Origin of the sequence: Nocardia sp. NPDC023852, from assembly GCF_040639505.1 — a bacterium.
Taxonomy (GTDB): Bacteria; Actinomycetota; Actinomycetes; order Mycobacteriales; family Mycobacteriaceae; genus Nocardia.
Genome location: NZ_JBFAAB010000032.1, coordinates 1 through 20,704, shown reverse-complemented (window position 1 = coordinate 20,704; position 20,704 = coordinate 1). Strand labels below are relative to the sequence as shown.

General features: G+C 69.1%; 17 protein-coding genes, 1 pseudogene and 1 riboswitch. Of the genes and pseudogenes, 11 read left to right on the top strand and 7 right to left on the bottom strand.

The window, feature by feature from the left end:
* Positions 1–180: 180 nt before the first annotated feature.
* The 6 genes from AB0H00_RS28385 to AB0H00_RS28360 all read right to left on the bottom strand — a co-directional run bounded on the left by AB0H00_RS28385 (position 181) and on the right by AB0H00_RS28360 (position 6,103).
* Positions 181–2,073 (bottom strand): penicillin-binding protein 2, encoded by a 1,893-nt coding sequence (locus AB0H00_RS28385; protein ID WP_357272243.1) that lies wholly within the window; start codon positions 2,071–2,073, stop codon positions 181–183.
* The gene (locus AB0H00_RS28380; RefSeq protein ID WP_357272241.1) at positions 2,070–2,906 is read right to left on the bottom strand and encodes a hypothetical protein; all 837 of its coding nucleotides are present in this window, start codon (positions 2,904–2,906) and stop codon (positions 2,070–2,072) included. Before AB0H00_RS28380 ends, AB0H00_RS28385 begins: the two co-directional genes overlap by 4 nt.
* Before the next feature lie 199 nt (positions 2,907–3,105).
* Positions 3,106–4,080 (bottom strand): 16S rRNA (cytosine(1402)-N(4))-methyltransferase RsmH, encoded by a 975-nt coding sequence (gene rsmH, locus AB0H00_RS28375; RefSeq protein ID WP_357272239.1) that lies wholly within the window; start codon positions 4,078–4,080, stop codon positions 3,106–3,108.
* 184 nt (positions 4,081–4,264) lie between these two features.
* Positions 4,265–4,696 carry a division/cell wall cluster transcriptional repressor MraZ gene (gene mraZ / locus AB0H00_RS28370; RefSeq protein WP_039797118.1) on the bottom strand — a complete coding sequence of 144 codons (432 nt, stop codon included), beginning with the start codon at positions 4,694–4,696 and terminating at the stop codon, positions 4,265–4,267.
* A 415-nt stretch (positions 4,697–5,111) separates the two neighbouring features.
* The gene (locus tag AB0H00_RS28365) at positions 5,112–5,537 is read right to left on the bottom strand and encodes a DUF3040 domain-containing protein (protein WP_357272237.1); all 426 of its coding nucleotides are present in this window, start codon (positions 5,535–5,537) and stop codon (positions 5,112–5,114) included.
* 125 nt (positions 5,538–5,662) lie between these two features.
* Positions 5,663–6,103, bottom strand: a complete 441-nt coding sequence (locus tag AB0H00_RS28360; RefSeq protein WP_357272235.1) for an SAV_6107 family HEPN domain-containing protein — start codon at positions 6,101–6,103, stop codon at positions 5,663–5,665.
* A gap of 169 nt (positions 6,104–6,272) precedes the next feature.
* On the opposite strand from AB0H00_RS28360, the gene AB0H00_RS28355 reads away from it, so the two are divergent.
* From AB0H00_RS28355 to AB0H00_RS28325, 7 genes and pseudogenes are all read left to right on the top strand, one after another.
* On the top strand, positions 6,273–6,884 hold the full coding sequence (locus AB0H00_RS28355; RefSeq protein WP_357272233.1) for a GNAT family N-acetyltransferase: 612 nt from the start codon (positions 6,273–6,275) through the stop codon (positions 6,882–6,884).
* Positions 6,885–6,891: 7 nt separating this feature from the next.
* Positions 6,892–8,457, top strand: coding sequence for an NAD(P)/FAD-dependent oxidoreductase (locus AB0H00_RS28350; RefSeq protein WP_357272230.1), 1,566 nt, complete (start codon positions 6,892–6,894; stop codon positions 8,455–8,457).
* On the top strand, positions 8,454–9,356 hold the full coding sequence (locus AB0H00_RS28345; protein ID WP_357272228.1) for a carotenoid biosynthesis protein: 903 nt from the start codon (positions 8,454–8,456) through the stop codon (positions 9,354–9,356). The genes AB0H00_RS28350 and AB0H00_RS28345 overlap by 4 nt, the downstream gene beginning before the upstream one ends.
* A 115-nt stretch (positions 9,357–9,471) precedes the next feature.
* On the top strand, positions 9,472–10,221 hold the full coding sequence (locus tag AB0H00_RS28340; RefSeq protein WP_357272313.1) for a DUF3153 domain-containing protein: 750 nt from the start codon (positions 9,472–9,474) through the stop codon (positions 10,219–10,221).
* A 35-nt stretch (positions 10,222–10,256) separates the two neighbouring features.
* Positions 10,257–11,435, top strand: coding sequence for a glycosyltransferase (locus tag AB0H00_RS28335; RefSeq protein WP_357272226.1), 1,179 nt, complete (start codon positions 10,257–10,259; stop codon positions 11,433–11,435).
* Positions 11,436–11,887: 452 nt separating this feature from the next.
* A riboswitch (SAM riboswitch) is annotated at positions 11,888–11,982 on the top strand.
* A gap of 366 nt (positions 11,983–12,348) precedes the next feature.
* Positions 12,349–13,155, top strand: a complete 807-nt coding sequence (locus AB0H00_RS28330; protein ID WP_357272224.1) for a DUF1684 domain-containing protein — start codon at positions 12,349–12,351, stop codon at positions 13,153–13,155.
* Positions 13,152–13,348: pseudogene (locus AB0H00_RS28325) on the top strand (LLM class flavin-dependent oxidoreductase); the annotation flags it as partial. The gene AB0H00_RS28330 and the pseudogene AB0H00_RS28325, both read left to right, overlap by 4 nt.
* Before the next feature lie 60 nt (positions 13,349–13,408).
* On the opposite strand, the gene AB0H00_RS28320 reads toward AB0H00_RS28325, so the two are convergent.
* Positions 13,409–14,410, bottom strand: a complete 1,002-nt coding sequence (locus AB0H00_RS28320; protein WP_357272222.1) for a methylenetetrahydrofolate reductase — start codon at positions 14,408–14,410, stop codon at positions 13,409–13,411.
* A gap of 237 nt (positions 14,411–14,647) precedes the next feature.
* On the opposite strand from AB0H00_RS28320, the gene AB0H00_RS28315 reads away from it, so the two are divergent.
* From AB0H00_RS28315 to AB0H00_RS28300, 4 genes are all read left to right on the top strand, one after another.
* Positions 14,648–15,730, top strand: coding sequence for a polyprenyl synthetase family protein (locus tag AB0H00_RS28315; RefSeq protein WP_357272311.1), 1,083 nt, complete (start codon positions 14,648–14,650; stop codon positions 15,728–15,730).
* Between the two features lie 203 nt (positions 15,731–15,933).
* Positions 15,934–17,517: a phytoene desaturase family protein gene (gene crtI / locus AB0H00_RS28310; protein ID WP_357272220.1), complete on the top strand. Its 1,584-nt coding sequence runs from the start codon at positions 15,934–15,936 to the stop codon at positions 17,515–17,517.
* A 63-nt stretch (positions 17,518–17,580) separates the two neighbouring features.
* Complete coding sequence (locus tag AB0H00_RS28305; RefSeq protein ID WP_357272217.1) at positions 17,581–19,278, top strand: alpha-(1->6)-mannopyranosyltransferase A; 1,698 nt, start codon at positions 17,581–17,583, stop codon at positions 19,276–19,278.
* Positions 19,275–20,345 (top strand): phytoene/squalene synthase family protein, encoded by a 1,071-nt coding sequence (locus tag AB0H00_RS28300; RefSeq protein ID WP_357272215.1) that lies wholly within the window; start codon positions 19,275–19,277, stop codon positions 20,343–20,345. Before AB0H00_RS28305 ends, AB0H00_RS28300 begins: the two co-directional genes overlap by 4 nt.
* The last annotated feature ends 359 nt before the right edge of the window (positions 20,346–20,704 follow it).

The window sequence follows — 20,704 nt, the reverse complement described above, 5'->3', positions numbered from 1 at the left end:
GCAGCGATCGACGTGTCAGGTTACCGGCGACCGATCACGGCGGGACCATGCGCCCCACCGCAAAGTCGTAGGTCACCACCGACCCTACGGGCTCTGCCATCCCGCGTGTGCCGCGCCACGCTGCACACAAGAGCCCCCCGGCAAGGCGGGGGTGAGCACGGATCGAGCGGAGTAGCCGAATCACCCCGCCTGCAGGACGAAACGCTTGGAAGGCTCCGGTGACGGAGGAATGCGATCCCGTTGTAGCGCCCACGAGGCGATGTTGTGGAACAGCGGAGCCACCGAACCACCACCGCTGCCGTCGGAGCTGCGTTCGGGGGCATCGAGCATGAGGCCGATTACGTAGCGCGGATTGTCGGCGGGGACCATACCCGCAAAAGTGATCCAGAACGACGACGTCGAATAGCATTGGCAATCCGGGTCGACCTTCTGCGCGGTACCGGTCTTGCCCGCCACCTGGTAGCCCGTGATGGCCGCGGGCCAACCCGTGCCGTTCTGGTTGGCGTTCATCGGGTCACGCTGCACGACCGCCTGGAACATCGTCCGCAATGTCGCTGCGGTCTTCGGATTCACCACCTTCACCCCGTCCGGCTGTAGTTCCTCGGTTCGCCTGCCGTCCGGTGCGATCTCGGCTTTGACGATCCTCGGCGGTATGCGCACGCCGTCGTTGGCAATGGCCTGGTACATGCTTGCCATCTGCAACGTCGTCATCGAGAGGCCCTGTCCGATCGGGAGATTCGCGAACGTGCCACCTGACCACTGATCGCGGTCGGGTACCAGCCCCGGACTCTCCCCCGGCAAGCCGATCCCCGTGCGCTGGCCCAGCCCGAACCGGTTCACCATGTCGGCGAATCGGTTCTCGCCGACCCGTTGCGCCAGCATCAGCGTGCCCACGTTGGATGACCGGCCGAAGATGCCGGTGGTGGTGTAGGGCTCTACGTCATGTGACCACGCGTCGTGGACGGTGACGCCGGCCATCTGGATCTCACCGGGAACCTGAAGCACCTCATCGGGATCGGTCAAGCCGTACTCGATGGCCGCGGACGCCGTAATGATCTTGTTTACCGAGCCCGGCTCGAACACGTCCGACACCGACGGATTGCTCAACTCGGCGCCTGCCCAATTCTGCGGTCCCAACGCCGGGTTGAAGGTGTTGTCATTGGCCATCGCGAGCACCTGGCCGGTCTTGGCGTCGAGGACGACCGCCGACGCGCCGTTCGCGCCGGACATCTCCTTGGCCTGCTGCACCTGCTGCTGCACGTGGTACTGCAGATCCGAGTCCAAGGTGAGCTCGACGGCGGAACCGTTCACCGCCGGCTGTTCATCTCGCCAGCTCCCGGGGATGACCGCGCCATCGGAGCCGCGATCGTAGGTGTGCGACCCGTCGGTACCGGCCAGCGCGGAGTCCATCGACGACTCGAGTCCGACCTGGCCGTGGCCGTCCCACCCCGTGGCGCCGACGACGTTCGCGGCCAGCGCGCCACCGGGATACACCCGGATGCTCTGCTGGTCGGAGCCCACTTGCGAGAACTTCTCGGTGATTTCCGCCGCGATTCGCGGATCGACATTTCGGGCGAGGTAGACGAACTGTTCGTCGCTGCGCAACTTCGCGAGCAGGTCCGATTCCGCGGGCGCGTCCTTACCGAGTTTCTCGTGGATCGTGCGGGCGATGGCGCGCAAGCGCTCATCCGGATCAGGCGCGCTGTCGCTCTTGGCTTTGGCGTCCGACAAATCCTTGCGAACCCGGACCGGTTGGAAAGTCAAGGCTTTGGCGGAGATGGTGAAGGCGAGCGACTTGCCATTGCGATCGGTGATCGGCCCGCGGGTCGCCTGGTCGGGCTGGTGGGTGGTGCGCTGACTGGCAGCCTGCGCCGACAGTCCCGGCGCCGCGACGCTCTGTACCCACAGCAGTTGCAGCGCGACGACGGCGAGCGCGACCAGCATGACTACCCGGCCGACACCGAGGCGCAGCCGCAGCGGCCCCTCCGAGGCGGGCGGCGCGGACTGGCGCGGTCTGCCGGCACCGGTCGCGGCGGGTCGGCGTCGGCGCGGCGCCGGCCTGGTTTGCGTCATCGTGGAGATCCGTCAGGTACGGCCTGGGGCTGCGGCGTCTCGACAGGCGACTGTGGTGCCTCCACTTCCGCCTCCGCCTGCTGGGGCGCCTCCGCCTGCGGCGGCGACGCTTCCTCCTGCTGCTGCGGGCCCGCTGCCTGCGGCGGCGCCGGTTCGGCGGGTAGTGGACCGGTCTGCGCCGCACCGCCCGGACTCGCGGGCGCGGCGTTCACCTGGAGGTCGTTCTGCTGCCCCGTGTTCGTCTGGTCCCGTGCGGGCACGGCAGGCGTGGTGGTGACCGGGACCACCCGCTCGCCCCGGGCCTGCACGCTACCCGGCTGCGCCGACGGCGAAACGTTCAGCGGCGGCACCGGAGCGCCCTGGGCGGGAGTCGGTTTGCCGATCACCGTGACAGTGCCATCCGGCGCGATGACGAGGCGGGCCGGGTCCTTGGCCGGAATCATGCCGAGTTCGCGCGCTCGTGCGGCCAGCTCCGGCGCCGAGTCGGCGGCCTCCACCTCTCGCTGCAGCGCGGCGCGCTCGTCGGCCAGCTTCCGGTTGGTCGCTCGCGCGTCGCCGAGCTGGTAGCTGTCCTCGGCGGCACGGGTGGTCAGTAGCAGAGTCAGCGCGAGGCCGCAGCCGAGCAGTGCGATGATGGCCGTGACGAACGGGATGCGCGCGGCCATCGCCGAGCGCCGCATGGCGGGCAGAACCGCCCGGTCCGAACGGCCTTCGGCGCGCATCCGCCGCCGGGCGTAAGCCCGCTGCGCCGCACCGGATTTCACCCGCTCAGCATCGTGAACCCGCCGGGCGATCCGGCCCGGCGCATCGACGGTCCGTGTCCGCACGCTCATCGGTTCCCCTCCTCTGTCCGCACGGGACGCCGGGTCGACGCAGCGCGATGCTGTCTCATCCGGCCTCCTGTGTATCTGCGGGACACCCACACCCGGCCGGCGCGGTAAGGCGCTGCGCGATGGTCCCTCACCGCGCCTCCTGTGTCTCTGCGGGACACCCGCACCCGGTCGGCGCGGTAAGGCGCTGCGCGATGGTCCCTCACCGCGCCTCCTGAATCCGTTCCGCTGCGCGCATCCGCACCGGAGCCGCCCGCGGGTTCTCCTCGATCTCCTGCTCGGTCGCCTTCTCCGCACCGCGGGTCAGCATCCGGAACTCCGGCCCCATGCCGGGTAGTTCGACCGGCAGATCCACCGGGGTCCTGGACACCGTGCGCGGCGCTAGCTCCTGCTTGACCACCTTGTCCTCCAGCGACTGGTAGGACATGACGACGATGCGGCCGCCGATCCGCAGCGCCGCGAGCGCGGCGGGCAATGCCTCCCGCAGTGAGTCGAGTTCCCGGTTGACCTCCACCCGCAGTGCCTGGAAAGTGCGCTTCGCCGGATGCCCGCCGGTGCGGCGGGTCGCCGCGGGGATCGCGGCGTAGAGCACTTCCACCAGCTCGCTGCTGGTGGTGAACGGCTTCTGTCGGCGGCGGCGGACCACCTCGGCGGCGATCCGGCCCGCGAAGCGTTCTTCCCCATAGGTTTTCAGTACCCGGGCCAGGTCGCCGTGGCTGTAGGTGTTGAGCACGTCGGCGGCGGTGGGACCGGTCGTCGGGTCCATCCGCATGTCCAACGGCGCGTCGACGGAGTAAGCGAAGCCGCGGTCGGTCTCGTCGAGCTGCATGGACGAGACGCCCAGATCCATCAGGATCGCCGAGACCGAGCCGGTGGTCGACAGCCCCGCCTGAGCCAGCGCGTCGGCAATGCCGTCATAGCGGGTGTGCACCAACGTGACTCGATCAGCGAACGGCTCGAGCCGCTCGCCCGCCAGCTTCAGCGCGGTGGTGTCGCGGTCCAGGCCGACCAGGTGAATGTTCGGGTAGGTGTGCAGGAAATGCTCGGCGTGCCCGCCGAGCCCCAGGGTTGCGTCGACATAGACCGCGCCCGGCTCGCCCAAGGCAGGACCGAGCAGCGCGTCGGCCCGCTCGAGCAGAACCGGAACATGGCGGGGGCCGTACTGTTCACGGTTCACCTCGACCTCCCGGAGTCCTGCCTCGCGTCGTCGCGCACCGCACATGGGTCGCCTTGATACACAGTGCTTTTGATACGGATACGAATGCCCCGTGGTCTCTGACCGAACCTCGGCACCTGGCGTCGGGGAAGTACGTCAGGGTCCGCGCCCGGGCAGAGACCGCGCGGCACTCGTTCGCTCAGGGCTAGAAGATTCCGCCCAGCGACTCGTCTCTAGCTTGCGAGAAGTCCTCCTCGTGCTCGGCGAGGTAGGACTCCCACGCCTGCTTGTCCCATATCTCCAGGAAATCGACCGAGCCGATCACCACGCAGTCCCGTTGCAGGTTGGCGTAGCGACGATGGTCGGCCGACAACACGATCCGACCCTGCGCGTCCGGACGTTGCTCGTCCGTTCCGGCCGCGAGCGCCCGGACGAACGCGCGTGCCTGCGGATTGCTTCGAGACGCGGCCGCGGCCCGCCGGGCGAGCGCGGTGAACTCTTCTTTGGGGTACACGGCAAGGCTGTGGTCCTGCCCCTTCGTGACCATCAACCCTCCCGCCAGATCGTCTCGAAACTTCGCAGGCAACGTGAGTCGCCCCTTGTCGTCCAAGCGCGGTGTGTAGGTACCGAGAAACATCCCGATACCTCCCTAGTCGATCACCTCGCTGGTCGGCCTTTCAGTAAGTGCGCGCTCCACATTACCCCACTTTCCCCCACTTTCAATCGAAACATGCGGTGATCTGGCTCCTGGCCCAGACGATTCCGCAGGTCATCCCAGCTATCACCGGGGTGGAGAACTTCTTGCGAGTTCTGCCGACACGCGCAGGCCGCTGACCAAACCTCCGAAAACACCCAGCAAACTCTCTCGCGCGGCCCTGCCGGGCGGGTGCGTGGGGGTGTTGGGGGATGCATGTGGGGAGGTGTGGGGAAGCTCGGAATTCCCCCAGGCGAAGATCATCCGCGAGGCCACTGAAGGCAGGCATGAGACGGCGACGCCGCACCTCTCGGTGCGGCGTCGCCGTCTCTGTTGCCTATATCAGGTCAGGGGCGAGCTACTCCTGCTCGAACCGCCGCCGGAACCGGTCTTCCATACGCTCGGAAAAACCACCGGACTTGCGCTGGCGCCCGCGTCCGCTCGATCCGCCACTCGGGCCTCCAGAGGCGGCGTCGCCACCCGACCGGTCGTTCTTGGCGGCGCTCTTGGAGCTGCCGAGCAGCAGGAGCACGCCCGCACCGAACATGACAATGAACCCGATCAGGCTGATGATCGGGAAGCCGCCGGGCTTCACGGGTGCCGCGATGCCGGCGATCAGAAGAAACAGGCCGAGGACGAACAACGCCACGGCCTGGAGTCTGCGACGACTCGAGGTCGAACGAAGCCGTCCACCGCGGACGGACGAGGCGAACTTTGGATCCTCAGCATAGAGAGCGCTCTCGATCTGTTCGAGCATGCGCTGCTCGTGCTCGGAGAGTGGCACGGTACCTCCCCCGGCACTAGGACGTGGCTGTCGCCTCCGGGTAGGCGACAGATAGCCGACCTTGGCGGCTATCTGTCACCAATGATACGAGTTAGATCAGGGCCGTACCACCTACTCGCCGATAACTAAGCGGTCATGCCGCCGGTCCACCCCGGCGCGGGTCGCAACCTGGCCGATGCGGACACCAGATCTTCCACGTCATGGAGGAATGCGCCCACCCGCGAAGAAAACTCATCGGCCTCGCGATCGTCGACATCCCGGTCCAGTCCTGCCTCCAGCGCGGCGCGGACCTCCGAGCGCGCACTGAAGTAGTCCGACCACATCACGAACTCGGGCGCGGCGCGTTGCATGAGCACCCACGCGTTGCGCGAGCGCGCCCGCGGCGCGGCGTCGGCGCCCGTGAGCGCGAGCACCGCACCCGCACCGCGCAGCGCGGCCAGGTAGGCGGTGCGGAACCGTTCGCGCGGATCCCGCTCCCCCGCCGCCTGCATGAGCAAACCGTCCGCCCGCTGCAGCAGCTTGCCGGCCCGGCCGGGCTGCCCCGGATTTTCCACTCGACCAGACATCAGCCGTCCCTCCACAATCGCACACCGTGGCCCGTACCCGCGCTGAGGCGGCGTGCCCCACCGCTTTCCAGCACCGCGCGGACCGAACAGGTATTCGAACGTTTGAATTGAGCTTGAATATAGAGACGCCCACCGACAAACTTCCGCGCCCGCGCGGCCGACGAGAGCCATGACCGCCGTCAAGCCCAATCACACCCCCGCACCCGCCGTCGTCGACCTCTCGGTCAGGGACCTGCGCTCCCGGCTGCACGACGCGCTGGCGGTCTATGTCGCGGCCATGGACTATCCCCGCGGCACCGAGCACCACCGCGCGCCGATGTGGACCGAGCACACCACCCGACCTGGTTGGCAGGCGGTGGCGGCCGTGGTGCCCGACGACGCCGGTCTGGTCGATCTGCGCTCCGCACCCATCGTGGCGGTCGCCTACGGCTACCGCGGCGCCGCCCACCAGTGGTGGCACCAGCAGGTACACAGCGGGATGCGCCGCTCCGGCTGGCCGGAACACTCCGTGCGCGAACTGCTCTCGGACTATTTCGAGCTCACCGAACTGCATGTGCATCCGTCCGCGCAAGGCCTCGGCATCGGTACCACGCTGCTGGAACGGCTGCTGCGCGGACGAACCGAGCGCGCTGTGCTGCTGTCGACGCCGGAGGTCGACCGCGAGGACAACCGCGCCTGGCGGCTCTACCGCAGGCAGGGATTCACCGACGTGGTGCGGAATTTCGTGTTCACCGGCGACAATCGGCCGTTCGCGATCCTCGGCAGGCGGCTGCCGTTGTGAGGGTCACGTGACGGTAGTCGTCGTCGGCTCGGGCCACAATGCCCTCGTCGCCGCGTGCTATCTGGCGCGCGCCGGGCACGCGGTCGAGGTACTCGAACGCGACGAGGTGCTCGGCGGCGCCGTGTCGACGGTGGAACGGTTCCCGGGCCATCAAGTCGATCGCGGTTCGTCGGCGCACATCATGATCCGGCACACCGGGATCATCGAAGAACTCGAGCTCGCCCACTTCGGGCTGCGATACATCGATTGCGACCCTTGGGGTTTCACGCCGGCGCACGATGGCCGCGCGGCCATCGTCTTCCATCGTGACCTGGAGTCGACCTGCGGGTCGATCACACAGGCCTGCGGCGCGCGGGAGGCGGCAGCGTATCGCCGGTTCGTACGGGTATGGGGTCCGCGCAGCGCCAGGGTGATGCGGGCGTTCGGGGGCGCGCCGACGCCGGGCAGGCTGGTGCGGTCGTTCTGGGGCTTGGACGCGACACGCGGCGGGAGCGCGCTCTCGCACGAGTTCCTGCAATCCGGCGACGCCTTGCTGGACGCGTTTTTCGAGGACGAGCGGCTGAAAGCATCGCTGGCCTGGTTCGGAGCACAGTCGGGGCCGCCCATGTCCGAACCGGGCACGGCGCCGATGGTCGGGTTCGCGGCGCTCATGCACACGCTACCGCCGGGACGCGCGGTCGGCGGCAGCGGCGCGCTTACCGAGGCGCTGGTGGCGCGGCTGCGGTCCGACGGAGGTGTGGTGACCTCAGGCGACGCGGTTCGTGCCCTACACAGAGACGGCGACCGCTGGCAGGCGCGCACCGCATCCGGCCGGAGCCTGCACGCCGACATCGTTGTCGCGGGCGCCCATGTCCTGACCACCCTGGACCTGCTGCGCGACGGGGGATTCGACGCCGAGGTGCTCGACGACTGGCGGAGGCGGATTCGGGTCGGACCGGGCATCGGAATGGTGGTGCGCGTCGCCACCGGATCGCTGCCGCGCTACTCCGGGAGCTCGACCGACGAATCCGCGCATGGCCTGCAATTTCTCGTGTCCGATCGAACACAGCTGCGCCGCGCGCACGGTGCCGCGGTGGCCGGGGAGCTACCGCCGCGGCCGGTGGTGCTGGCGATGAGCTTCAGCGCGGTGGACCCGAGCATCGTCGCGCCCGGCGAGCATCAGTTGTCGCTATGGGCACAGTGGCACCCGTACCGCCTGGCCGACGGCAGCGACTGGGCCGCGCACGCCGAGCGGGAGGGCGACCGGATCATCGCCGAAGTCGACTCGTACGCACCCGGTTTCGCCGACTCGGTACTGCGCCGATACGTGCAGACTCCGGTGGACCTCGAGCGCGAACTCGGGTTGATCGGCGGCAACATCATGCACGTGGAGATGTCGCTGGACCAGATGATGCTGTGGCGACCGCTGCCCGAACTGTCCGGGCAGCGGGTACCCGGCGCCCCTGGGCTGTACCTGACCGGCGCGTCAACCCATCCAGGCGGCGGCGTCTCCGGGGCGAGTGGCCGCACGGCTGCCGCCCTTGCCCTCCGCGACCTACGCCGTCGTCGATTCTCCCGGTGGCGCGGGCGATGACGAACGCGGCCGATCCGCCGACACCGAGTGGGCGCCGCGGGGCCGCCGAGCCGTCGCTCGACCACCAGGCGGAAACCACCGGGACCGGCCCCGACCACTCGCTCGAACCTCGCTCGGCGCGGTATCTGTTGCCGCTGGCCGCTGCCGCGCTGACGGTCTGCGCGCAGATCGGTTATCCGCTGACCTCCGGCGACGCGCGTGACCGGATCACGGTCGTGATCGTGCTGCTCTCCGCGGGAACCGCGCTGGCCCATGCCACGGCAATCCGGGGAATTCGCTACGCCGTCGGGTTCTTGGTGCTCGTTTCCGGGCTCGGACTGCTGGCCGAGGTGGTCGGCACGGCGACGGGGGTGCCGTTCGGCTGCTACGAGTACGCGGTCGACCGGCTCGGTCCCGCGCTGTTCGGGGTGCCACTGATCGTCGCGCTGGCCTGGACCGGCGGATTTTACCCGGTGTGGGTGGTAGCCGGGATGGTGTGCCGGCGAACGGCCTCGCGGATCGTACTGACCGCGGTCGGCGCGGCGGGCTGGGATCTGTTCCTCGACCCGCAGATGGTCGCCGACGCGCACTGGACCTGGTGCGACACCGACTCGGGGCTGCCCGGCCTCGGCCCGATCCCGTATACCAACTATCTGGGGTGGTTCGGCGTCGCGCTCATCATGGCCGGTCTGCTCGCGGTGTGGGAGCACGCGGCGCCCGATGCCGCCCCGGCACCACAGGACGGTGGTTGCGTGACCACGGTCACCGTCCCGGCCGCGATGTTCCTGTGGACCTGGCTCGGATCGGCACTGGCCCACGTGGCGTTCCTGGGCCTTCCGCATTCCGGATGGTACGGCCTTGTCGGTATGGGTGTGCTCGGCGTTCCGCTGCTGGTTCTGTCGGCTCGAACGCGGCGCTGACCTGACCCGATGCGCCGGCCGCGCCACACCGACGCGCGGATTGCGACCGTCGCGTGGCATTCCGGGCATCTGGCCTGGCACGATGACACCCGTGCAGCCGAGTCCCGTCACCACGATGCCCGATGCCCCGGTACTTCCGCAGCGGCGGACACCACGCCGCGGCGTGCGTATCGCCGCGGCCGTGCTGCTCGCCGCGTTGCTGGCCCCGGTACTCGCGGGCTGCTTGCGGGTCCAGGTCTCGATGGGTCTGTCGTCCAACGACCGGGTTTCCGGCCGGATCGTAGCCGCTGTCGTGCCCGCAGATCCCAACGACAAGGGCCCGCAGCTGAAGGCGCCCGAGACGCTCGCCGCGAAGGTGCGGGTGGAGGCGTACGCGCAGGACGGCTATACCGGCAGTCAGGTGTTCTTCGACGATCTGTCGTTCGGTGAGGTGCAGCAGCTCGGGCAGCTGTCCGAGCAGACCCAGGGGATGTTCCAGCTGCAGTTCCAGCGCACCGGCGACCTGGTCAGCCTCACCGGCCGGGTAGATCTGAAATCCGTTCCGCCGCACGGTTCCGACGTGCAGTTCACCATCGCGTTCCCGGCCCGCGTCGCGAAGACCAACGGCAGCCGCGAGGGCGACAACATCGTCTCCTGGAAATTGCCGCCCGGCGATGTCTCCACGCTGCGCGCCGAGGTCAGCTACGCCGATCCGAACACGCGCTCGTTCGCGGGCTGGGCAGGCATCGTCGGCGGCATCACCCTGGCCGTGGCCGCCATCATCGCCGCCATGGCATACATGGATCGCAACCCCGCCGCGCCCGGCGCACCGGAAGTCGGTTTCTCCCTGAGCCGCTGGTGGCGCTCGGTGTCACAGAATCGCTGAGCGGTTGGTCGGTGCGCCGGGATAGCGTGGCGCACATGGTGAGTGCCGATCGTCCGAATACGTCGCCCGCGGCGTCGATCCCAGTGACGTGCGCCGCGGCGCTCGCGGCGCTGGGCGCGGGAATCGCCCTGTACAACCGAATCACCGTACGCCGGTTGGCCGGTACGCCTACGACAGTGATCGAGCCGGTCACGGTGTGCGTCCCGGCGCGCGACGAGGCCGATCGCCTACCCGGATTGATCGCTGATCTGCGCGCCCAGGTGCGCATCCCGCGCATGTCCGTGCGCATCCTCGACGACGCGTCGAGCGACGACACCTCCGCTGCCGCGAGCGCAGCGATCGGCGGCGACCCGCGATTCACCCTGCTGCGCACCGAGTCGGAACCCTCACCCGACTGGACCGGCAAGGCCGCCGCATGCGCCCGGCTGGCCGAGGAGGTGCACACGCCGGTGCTGGTCTTCCTGGACGCCGATGTGCGCCTCGCGCCCGCCGCCATCGCGGCGGCGGTCGGCGAATTGCGCAGACGCCATGTCGATTTGGTGTCGCCTTGGCCGCTGCAGCTGGCCGGGTCGGTGGCCGAAGCTGTGGTGCAACCGCTGCTGTGCTGGTCCTGGGCCACGACGCTGCCCATCGCCGCCGCCAATCGCAGCCCGCGTCCGTCCACGGCGGTGGCCTGCGGCCAGTTCCTGGTGTTCGACAACGCCGCTTACCGCGCAATCGGGGGGCACGCGGCGGTGGCCGCGGCTGTGACCGAAGACCTCGATCTCGCCCGGATTCTGCGCCGGGCCGAGCATTCCACCGCAGTGGTGGCCGCGGGGCCGCTGGCGCGAACCAGGATGTACCGAGGCGCGGCCGAACTCGACGCGGGCTACACCCGCTGGCTGTGGTCGGCCTATGGCGGCACTGTTCCCGGCGGGGCGGCGGTGGCACTGCTTGCCGCCGTGACCTATTGGGTGCCACCGGCGGCCGCGATGCTCGGCAAAGGCACGGTCCGCCGCACAGGCCTGCTCGGCTATCTCGCCGCCGTCACGAGCAGGCTGCTTGCCCGTTCCACGGAGACCGGCGGCCCGCTCTCGGGCGCGGACGTCGTTGCCGCCCTGGCGCATCCGCTCTCGATCGGGGCGTATCTTCTGCTATGGGCGCGCTCGCGCCGCGCCCGCCGCCAGGGCATCTTGCGCTGGAAAGGCCGCCCACTCGGATCGGCGACCGGGTAACGGGCACCGCCGAAAGCCCATGGCGGACGCGTACCGCGCGGCCGGACGGTCACGGGGCTACGGTGAATCCGACCGTCGGCGGGAAGGAGCAGTACCTGGAAAGGGGCTCCCGCCACCGCCGGTGCGACGTAGAAGGAGTGCTGTCGAGGCAGAACACCGCCGCGGTCGAGTAACCGGTACAGGTCGATGTCGAACGCGCTCGGCCGTGGTCTCCCACCACCGGCAAAGGTCGTATGCTGCATCGGACTCACGGCATTCGGCCACCCGTTCACCGATCGGGCTTACGCGACGTCCCCCCTGGCAGCAGCGCACATCTGGCTACTACAAAGATCCGATGAATCCGCGAGCAGCAAGGTCTACGTTCACGGTGATTACTTCTCTTGTTCCAGGGCCAACTTACTGGGCATGATAATTCGACTCCACCCTGGTATCGGCTGACCGAGGGTCGATATCAACCATCCAGAGCGACCGAGAGACCTGGCTCATCGACGTCGCAGCAACCCCCCGGGTCACCGGGTGCGGGTGCTTCCGCCGGGATCGATGGAGGAATTGAAGTGATCATCTCTGCTGCCCACGACCAGCACTGGGGCCGTCGCCACATCGACCAGTGCACAGTCACCTCCGCGAGCTGTCATAGCTGACCTGCCGCAACCAGCCTGTGCACGGTCGCTGGCCGGGTGATGCGACCGCCGCTCCCGGCGCTGTCTCTTTCGTGCCCAAGAAGGACCCTGTCATGAGTGCGTTCGCCACACCGATGCCGCCCCCGACGAAGCCGGGCTAGGCGGTCCGGACCCATCACGCGCTCGAGAACGCCCTCCGGCGACGACTCACACCCCGAGGGAGCCACCTCGTGCGACTCCCAGCCTGCGCCATACCCGCCATCGCACCACCCCCACGAAGGAGCCCGAGCGTCATGACCACCAGTATCACCAGCGCTTTCGAGATCGAGTGGGCGCGCTGGCACCACGCACGCGAGGATCAGCTGCGCGACCCGGTCGGCATGCTCAGTCTGACCGGACTGCACTGGCTCACCGACCGGCCCGCGCGGCTGCCGGACGTGCCGGGCACCTGGTGGGTCACCGACGACAAAGTCTTCATCACCGCACAGCCCGCCGACCGACTGGAGTACGACGGCCTCGGCATCGCGGGTGTGCAGATCGTCCGGCCCGCCGAGGGTGCGCCGGGAGTTTCTGTGCTGCATGAGGACCGGGTGCTCGAGGCGATCCGCCGGACCGGCCGCTACGCCGTCCGTGTACACGATCCGGCAGCGCCGGATCTGCTCGGCTTCGACGGCATCCCGACCTACGCGCCCAATCCACGATGGGTGGTGTCCGGCCGGTTCACGCCGTTCGAAAGACAGCAGACGGTGACCACCGGCGCGGTGGTCGACGGGCTGGAGCACTACCACATCGCCTCGGGCACCATCGAATTCACCGTCGGCGAGGTGACCGAGCGGGCTGTCGCGTTCGGCACCCCGGACAACCTGCGGCTGTTGTTCACCGACGCCACCAGTGGTGTCACCACCTACCCCGTGGCACGCTCGCTGGCCGTGGGCGCACCGGAGGTGGACGGCACGGTGTCGCTCGACTTCAACAGGGCGGCGAACCTGCCCTGCGCTTTCACCGATTTCGCGACCTGCCCGGTAGCGCCGGCGCAGAACCGGCTGCGGGTGGCCATCGAGGCGGGTGAACAGGACCCGACGCAGGGGCGGGCCGCATGACCGTTCCGCTATCAGTTCTCGACCCGTCTCCGATCAGCGCGTGATCGACACCGCAGCAGGCGCTGCGCAACACGATCGAGCCGGCGCGGCACGCCGAACGATGGGGCTACCACCGATACTGGCTCGGCGAGCACCACTTCGTCTCGGTGGCGGTTCGTCGTCGATCACGCTCATCGGTCTGGTCGCGGCGGCCGCACCGGCTTTCGTTGCGCTGGGCGCGGATTCGGGCGGCCACGCCGCCGGAAGCGAGGGCTCAGGCGCTGATCGGTGCGGCGGTGACGCCGTAGCCGAGATTGGTGAGCACCTCGCTGGTCGCCTTGGCGAAGTTGAGGGTGATGAAGTGCAGACAGGGCGCGCCTTCGTCGATCAGCCGCTGCCCCATCTCGGTGGCGATCTCGATGCCGGCGGTGCGCACCGCGGCGGCGTTCTCCTCGGAGCCGTCGCCCGCTGCCTTGCGCAACCGCTCCATGACGGCGGCGGGCAGCGGCCTGCCGCATAATTCTTCGGCACGCTGGACGGTGCGCAGCGAGGTGATCGGCATCAGCTCGGGGATGATCGGCTTGGCGCCCGCGACCGGGTCGAACGCCGCCACCCGATCGCGCAAGCGCAGGTAGTGCTCGACGTCGAAGAACATCTGCGTGATCGAATACTCCGCGCCAGCACGCAGTTTCGCGGCCAGGAACGCGGTGTCGGTTTCCAGGTCGGGCGAGCGGTGGTGGCCCTGCGGGAACGAGGCGACGCCGACGTGGAAGTCACCTAGGTCGCGCACGATGCGCACCAGCTCTTCTGCGTAGGAGACGCCGTCGGGATGCTTGTGCCACTCGCCGAGCGGGTCGCCTGGCGGGTCGCCGCGCAACACCAGGATGTTGCGAATTCCGGAGTCGGCGTACGCGCCGACCAGCGAACGCAGCTCGGCGACGCTGTGCTCCACCGCGGTCAGGTGCGCGACCGGCAGCAGGGTGGTCTCCTGCGCGAGCTCTCCTGTGATGCGCACGGTGCGGTCGCGGGTGGAACCGCCCGCACCGTAGGTCATCGACACGAACGCGGGGTGCATGCACTCGAACTGGCGCACGGCACGCCACAACCGCGCCTCGGCGGCGGCGTCCCGGGGCGGATTGAACTCCACAGAGAACGGCACTGCGCTCCCCGCGTGGTCCCGCAGACTCTGCACAACCGACGGTGTTCCAGAGACGTTCGGGTGCGTCCGGGACGGCCGGCCAGGGGTCGAGCTTCCCCGCACGTTGTCGAAAGTCACCGGTCCAGTGTAGAGGTGACCGGCGGCAGCGCCGTCAGGTCATTCGGGCGCCCCGCGTATTCTTCGGATCAGGCAGCACGTTCGCCACGTCGAGCGAATCGCGCGACCATCCCCCGCTCGGCCTCGAATCACTCGCGCCGCCGACACCCGTGAACCGCGCTCCCGCGCGGCCACCACCGCACGACCTTGGAGGCCCCCCTGTCTGCCGGAATCGGTACCCAGACGCCGCATGCCGGTGTGCCGCAGCCGGGCACCCCTGCCTTCGTCGCCGCCGTGGAAAGCGCCCTGACCACGTTCTTCCTGACTCGCCGCGAGATAGTCGAGCGACTAGGACCGGTCTTCGTCGAGGCCGTCGACGCGCTCGAGCTGTTCGTGCTGCGCGGCGGAAAGCGCACGAGGCCGGCGTTTGCGTGGACCGGGTGGCTCGGCGCGGGCGGCGCTTCGGATGGCCTCGAGGCGACGGCGGTGCTCACCGTGTGCTCGGCTCTGGAACTGGTGCAGGCATGTGCGTTGGTGCACGACGACATCATCGACTCCTCTCACACTCGCCGGCGGTTCCCGACCGTGCACGTCGACTTCGAGCAGCGCCACCACAAGCTCGGGTGGACGGGCGACTCGGCGCACTTCGGCGCCGGCGTGGCCATCCTGATCGGTGACCTGGCGCTGGCCTGGGCCGACGACATGGTGCAGGCTTCCGGCCTCGACCCGGCGGCCATTGCCAGGTTCGCGCCGGTCTGGGCATGCATGCGCACCGAGGTACTCGGCGGTCAGCTGCTGGACATCCACGGTGAGGCGGGCGCCGACGAATCGGTGGCGGCCGCCTTGCGGATCAATCGGTACAAGACCGCCGCCTACACCGTCGAACGCCCGCTGCACCTCGGCGCCGCCATCGCCGACGCCGATCAGGGCCTGGTCGAGGCGTATCGTACGTTCGGCACCGATATCGGCATTGCCTTCCAGTTGCGCGACGACCTGCTCGGCGTGTTCGGCGACCCGGCGGTGACCGGCAAGCCCTCCGGCGACGACCTGCGGGAAGGCAAGCGGACCGTGCTGCTGGCCGAAGCGCTGGCCCGCGCCGACGCCACCGACCCGGCCGCGGGCGAGCTGCTGCGCACCAGCATCGGCACCGATCTGAACGCGGACGACGTGCAGCGCCTACGCGCGGTGCTCACCGAACTCGGCGCGGTCGACAAGGTGGAGCGCCGGATCGCCGAACTCACCGAAAGCGGCCTTGCCGCCATAGAGACCAGCACCGCGACTCCCGCCGCGAAAGAACGGTTGCGCGCGATGGCGTTGGCAGCGACCAAGCGCGCCGCATGAGCGAGCGCAGCGAGCGAACAATGAACACAGCCGAGTTCTCGGTCATGGCGGAGCCGAGCGCCAGCGAGGTGGAGACATGAGCGAGCGCAGCGAGCGAACAATGAACACAGCCGAGTTCTCGGTCATGGCGGAGCCGAGCGCCAACGAGGTGGAGACATGAGCGGCGGCGGCCCGCTCGCCGCGGCGATGACGAGGAGAGCCGGGTGAAGACCGTTGCGGGGCCGACCGATCGTGTGGTCGTTGTCGGCGCCGGGTTGGCGGGTCTGTCGGCCGCGCTGTACCTGACCGGCTCCGGGCGCGCGGTCACGCTGCTCGAGCGGGCCGACCATCCCGGGGGCCGGGTCGGGCGCTACCGGGGCGCGGACTACGACATCGACTCCGGCGCCACCGTGTTGACGCTGCCCGAGCTGATCACCGACGCGCTCGCCGCGGTCGACCGGAGCCCGGAGACCTGCGTCCCCGCGCTGCGCATCCATCGGCTGACGCCCAGTTATCACGCCAGGTTCGCCGACGGCGCCGACATCCGGGTGTTCGCCGACGCGGACGCGATGGCCGCCGAGGTCGAACGCACCTGCGGCCCTGCCGAGGCGAGCGGTTACCGGCGCCTGCGCGACTGGCTGGCCCGCATCTACGCGGCCGAGTTCACCGAGTTCATGGACACCAACTTCGACTCGCCGCTGGACCTGGTTCGCAAATCCGAAAAGCGCCGCGCGCTGGTCGAATTGGTGCGGCTCGGCGGATTCGGCAGGCTCGGCTCCCGGGTGCGCCGGTTCCTGAGCGACCCGCGGCTGGCGCGGCTGTTCACCTTCCAGGCGCTGTACGCGGGCATGCCGCCCGCCGACGCGCTCGCCGTGTACGGCGCGATACCGCACATGGACACCTCGCTGGGCGTCTACTTCCCCGAGGGCGGCATGCGGGCCATCGCCGCGGCGATGGCCCAGGCGTTCACCGACGCGGGCGGAACTCTGGAACTCGGCGCCGAAGTGGTCGGGATCGACTACGCGGGCCGTAGAGCCCGGCGCGCCCGCACCGCCGACGGACGGTCCTTCGACTGCGACGCGCTCGTGCTCACCGCCGACCTCGGGTCGATCGAACGATTCGGTGTGCGGCGCAGACGCTTGCTGCGCGCCGCACCCTCCGCCGTCGTCGCGCACGGAACCGTGCCCACCGCGGTCGCCGAGACCTGGCCGGTGCGAGCACATCACACCATCGAGTTCGGCCAAGCCTGGGACGCCACGTTCGCCGAGATCACCGGGCGCCGCGGCCGCGGCGCGCTGATGAGCGATCCCTCACTGCTGCTCACTCGGCCCGCGTTGACCGATCCGAGCCTGTTCATCGACCGGGGCGATGAACGGTACGAGCCGTTTTCCCTGCTCGCGCCGTGCCCGAATCTGGCTGCGGCGCCGCTGGACTGGGTGCGGATCGGGCCCGCCTACCTGCGCGAGTTACTCGCCGTGCTCGAGGCACGCGGATACCACGGCATCACCGGGCACTTCGCCGTCGACCATCTCGACACGCCGCGGACTTGGCTCGATCGGGGGATGCTGGCCGGCACTCCGTTCTCCGCGGCACACCTTTTCCGGCAAACCGGGCCATTTCGGCCGAGTAATTTTCCCCGCTCCAGCGACAACGTGGTTATCGCCGGTTGCGGCACGACCCCCGGCGTCGGTGTGCCGACCGCGCTGCTGTCCGGAAAACTGGCGGCAAACCGCATTTCCGGCGATATCTCACGCGCTCGAAGCGAAACCCCACGCACCAGCGGGATAGGGTTCGGGGCGACGCCGTAAACTAAGCGCCGACCTATTCGCTCGCGGTTGCGACCGCCGACCACTCGGGGGGACCGACACCAGATGGCATCCCCCGAAACGCGCACCGCAGAGGCCGCCTCCCCCGACACCACCGGCCCCGCATCCAGCACTTCGGCACGCCGCGAATCGGCCACCCCCCGTGGTTTCCTGTGGTGGATACGCACCTACGCCGACTTCGCCAGAAGCCCCGAAGGCCATGCCGCCCTGCTCGGCTTCTTCGGCGCCGTCATGATCACCTTCGGCGGGTTCGGCGCGGGCAGCGTCCGCAAACGCGACCCACTGCTGGAGGCCGTACACCTATCCTGGCTCCGCTTCGGCCATGGCTACGCGCTCTCGACGATCTGCATCTGGATCGGCGTACTGCTGATGGTCACCGCCTGGGTCCGGCTCGGGCGCGCCACGATCGGGACGGGCGACCGGACGGACGCCGGTGTGACCCTGAACGAGCTGCGCGCGATCGTCGGCGTCTGGATCTTCCCTCTGTTGTTCGCCGTGCCGATGTTCAGCCGCGACGCGTACTCCTACCTGGCCCAGGGCGCGCTACTGCGCGACGGCTTCGACCCCTACCAGGTCGGGCCGGTCGCGAATCCCGGTGTGCTGCTGGACAACGTGAGCCCCGTCTGGACAACCACCACCGCGCCGTACGGCCCGGTGTTCCTGTTGCTCGGACGCGCGATCACCGCCGTAACCGGCGACAACGTGGTGGCGGGCACCATCGCGATGCGGTTCGTCATGCTGCCCGGCCTCGCGCTCATGATGTGGGCGGTGCCCTATCTGACCAAGCACCTCGGTGGGAAGCCGACCGTCGCGCTATGGCTGGCCGTGCTGAACCCCTTGGTGCTGATCCACCTGATCGGCGGCGTACACAACGAAATGCTGATGGTGGGCCTGATGTGCGCGGGCATCGCTCTGGTGCTGGAGCGCCACCACGTGGCGGGCATCGTGGTCGTCGCGGTGGGCGTGGCCATCAAGGCGACCGCCGGTATCGCGCTGCCGTTCCTGGTGTGGATCTGGATGTTGCACGAGCGCGAACGCCGCGCGGCGCAGCGGGTGGGACGCGATCCGGCGCACCTGCCCGCGAGCGAACAGCCCGACGACGCCGCCGAGCCGACCGAGGATATGCCGCATCCTGCGCTGATGTTCGCCAAGATCGCGGGCCTCGGCCTGAGCGTATTCGCGGTGGTGTTCGTGGCCGCCTCGGCGATCGCGGGCGTCGGCATCGGCTGGCTGACCGCATTATCCGGGTCGAAGAAGATCATCAACTGGCTTTCGCTGCCGACCGTCCTGGCGCACGCGGTCACCTGGGTGAGCCCGTTGCGACTGGAGTCGGTGCTCGAGGTGACCCGTGCGATGTGCGCGCTGTCGCTGGTCGCGGTGCTGACCTGGACCTGGTGGCGGTTCCGGCACAGCGAGCGGGAGGCGGTGCTCGGTATTCTGATCGCGTTCGTGGCGATCGTCATCCTCTCTCCGGCCGCGCTGCCCTGGTACTACTCCTGGCCGCTGGCACTGGCCGCCGGCTTCGCGCTGTCCACCACGACGCTGATGGGGCTGGTCGGTGTGTGCACCTGGCTGATGCTGGTGTTCCAGCCGGACGGCTCGATCGGCCTGTACAACTTCTGGCACGTCGCCGCCGCGACCTTCGCCGCCGTGGTTGCGGCGCTGTCGCTGCGCACGGTGGACCCGCTGCGGTTGCGCGCCGCTCCACCGAGTACCGCTTCAGCATCGCACGCCGCTCCATGACCGACGACCACCTATCGACCGACGCCGAACTCACACTCGCCTATCGCGAATGCAGGCAGATCGCCGCTACCCACGGCCGCACCTACTTTTTGGCCACCAGGCTGCTGACGTCGGAGCGACGGAGCGCGGTCCACGCCCTGTACGCGTTCGCGCGGATGGTGGACGACATCGTCGACCGCACAGATCAGCCCGGAGACATCGCCGCAGTCGGCCACGGGCAGGCCGATCAACTCGATCTGATCGAAAAGCAACTGCGCACCGCGCTCGACGCGCGAACGAGTGCCATGCCTTCCGGTGTAGCGGGGAAAGACGCTGAGTGGCAGTCGATCCCGGCCCTTGCGGTTCGGGCGAGGTCGCCCGAACTCGGACGCACGACCGCGCGGGAAGCCGGTATCCAGCCGGGCGCGCTCGTGCTCGCGGCTCTCGCGGACACCATCCAGCGTTATGACATTGCGGCCCAGCATTTTTGGACGTTTCTGGGTGCTATGAGGATGGATGTGCCCGGCACCGTCGCCTTCCGGGACCGGTATGCCACCATGGCCGAGCTCCGGGAGTACATGCATGGCTCCGCGGCCGCGATCGGGTTGCAGCTGCTTCCGGTTCTCGGCACGGTCGTCCCGGTTTCCGAGGCCGAACCGGGCGCCGCAGCCCTCGGCGAAGCGTTCCAGCTCACCAATTTTCTGCGCGATGTCGCGGAGGATCTCGATCGCGGCCGTGTCTACCTGCCCACCGACGACCTCGCGGCGTTCGGCGTGCACGAAGAACTCCTCGCCGAGTGCCGCCGAACCGGACACACCGACGCGCGCGTCCGCCGGGCCCTTGCCCACTTCATCGCGGTCAACCGGGACCTCTACCGCCGCGCCGCACCCGGCATCGACCTGCTCGAGCCGCGCGTGCGCCCCGCCATTCGTACCGCAGCCACCCTCTACGCCGACATCCTGCATCGCATCGAACACTCCGACTACGCCGTCTTCGAGCGACGCGCTCTGGTCCCCCGCCACCGTCGACTACATGTAGCCGCGATCGAATTCACCACCGCGCCGGTCCGCAACCGACTCCACCGCTGACCGAGCATCAGTCGAACTAACCTCCCGCGACCCTCGCCCGCCGGTCACCGCGCCCCTGAGCCGCCCAGCTGGATAAACCAGGCCCCACATCCGCGCGACCCAGCTCCCGTTCGAGCGGCCAACGCGCCCGCGACGAAATCACCATCAGCAGTCGCCACCAGAAGCCAGCCACTGGAGAGGGCCGCGAACACGTGGCACCGCAGGCGCGGCCACAAGCAACACAGCGCTCGCCTCCTGCACAACCCCATCGGCCCGACTCCCGTTTCCGAGCGCAGCGAGACCGAGCATTCCCCGTTCGCGGCCCGGCTCGCGTCCGAGCGGCCGCCGCGTCCGCGACGAAGTCGCCAGCGGCGGTCGCT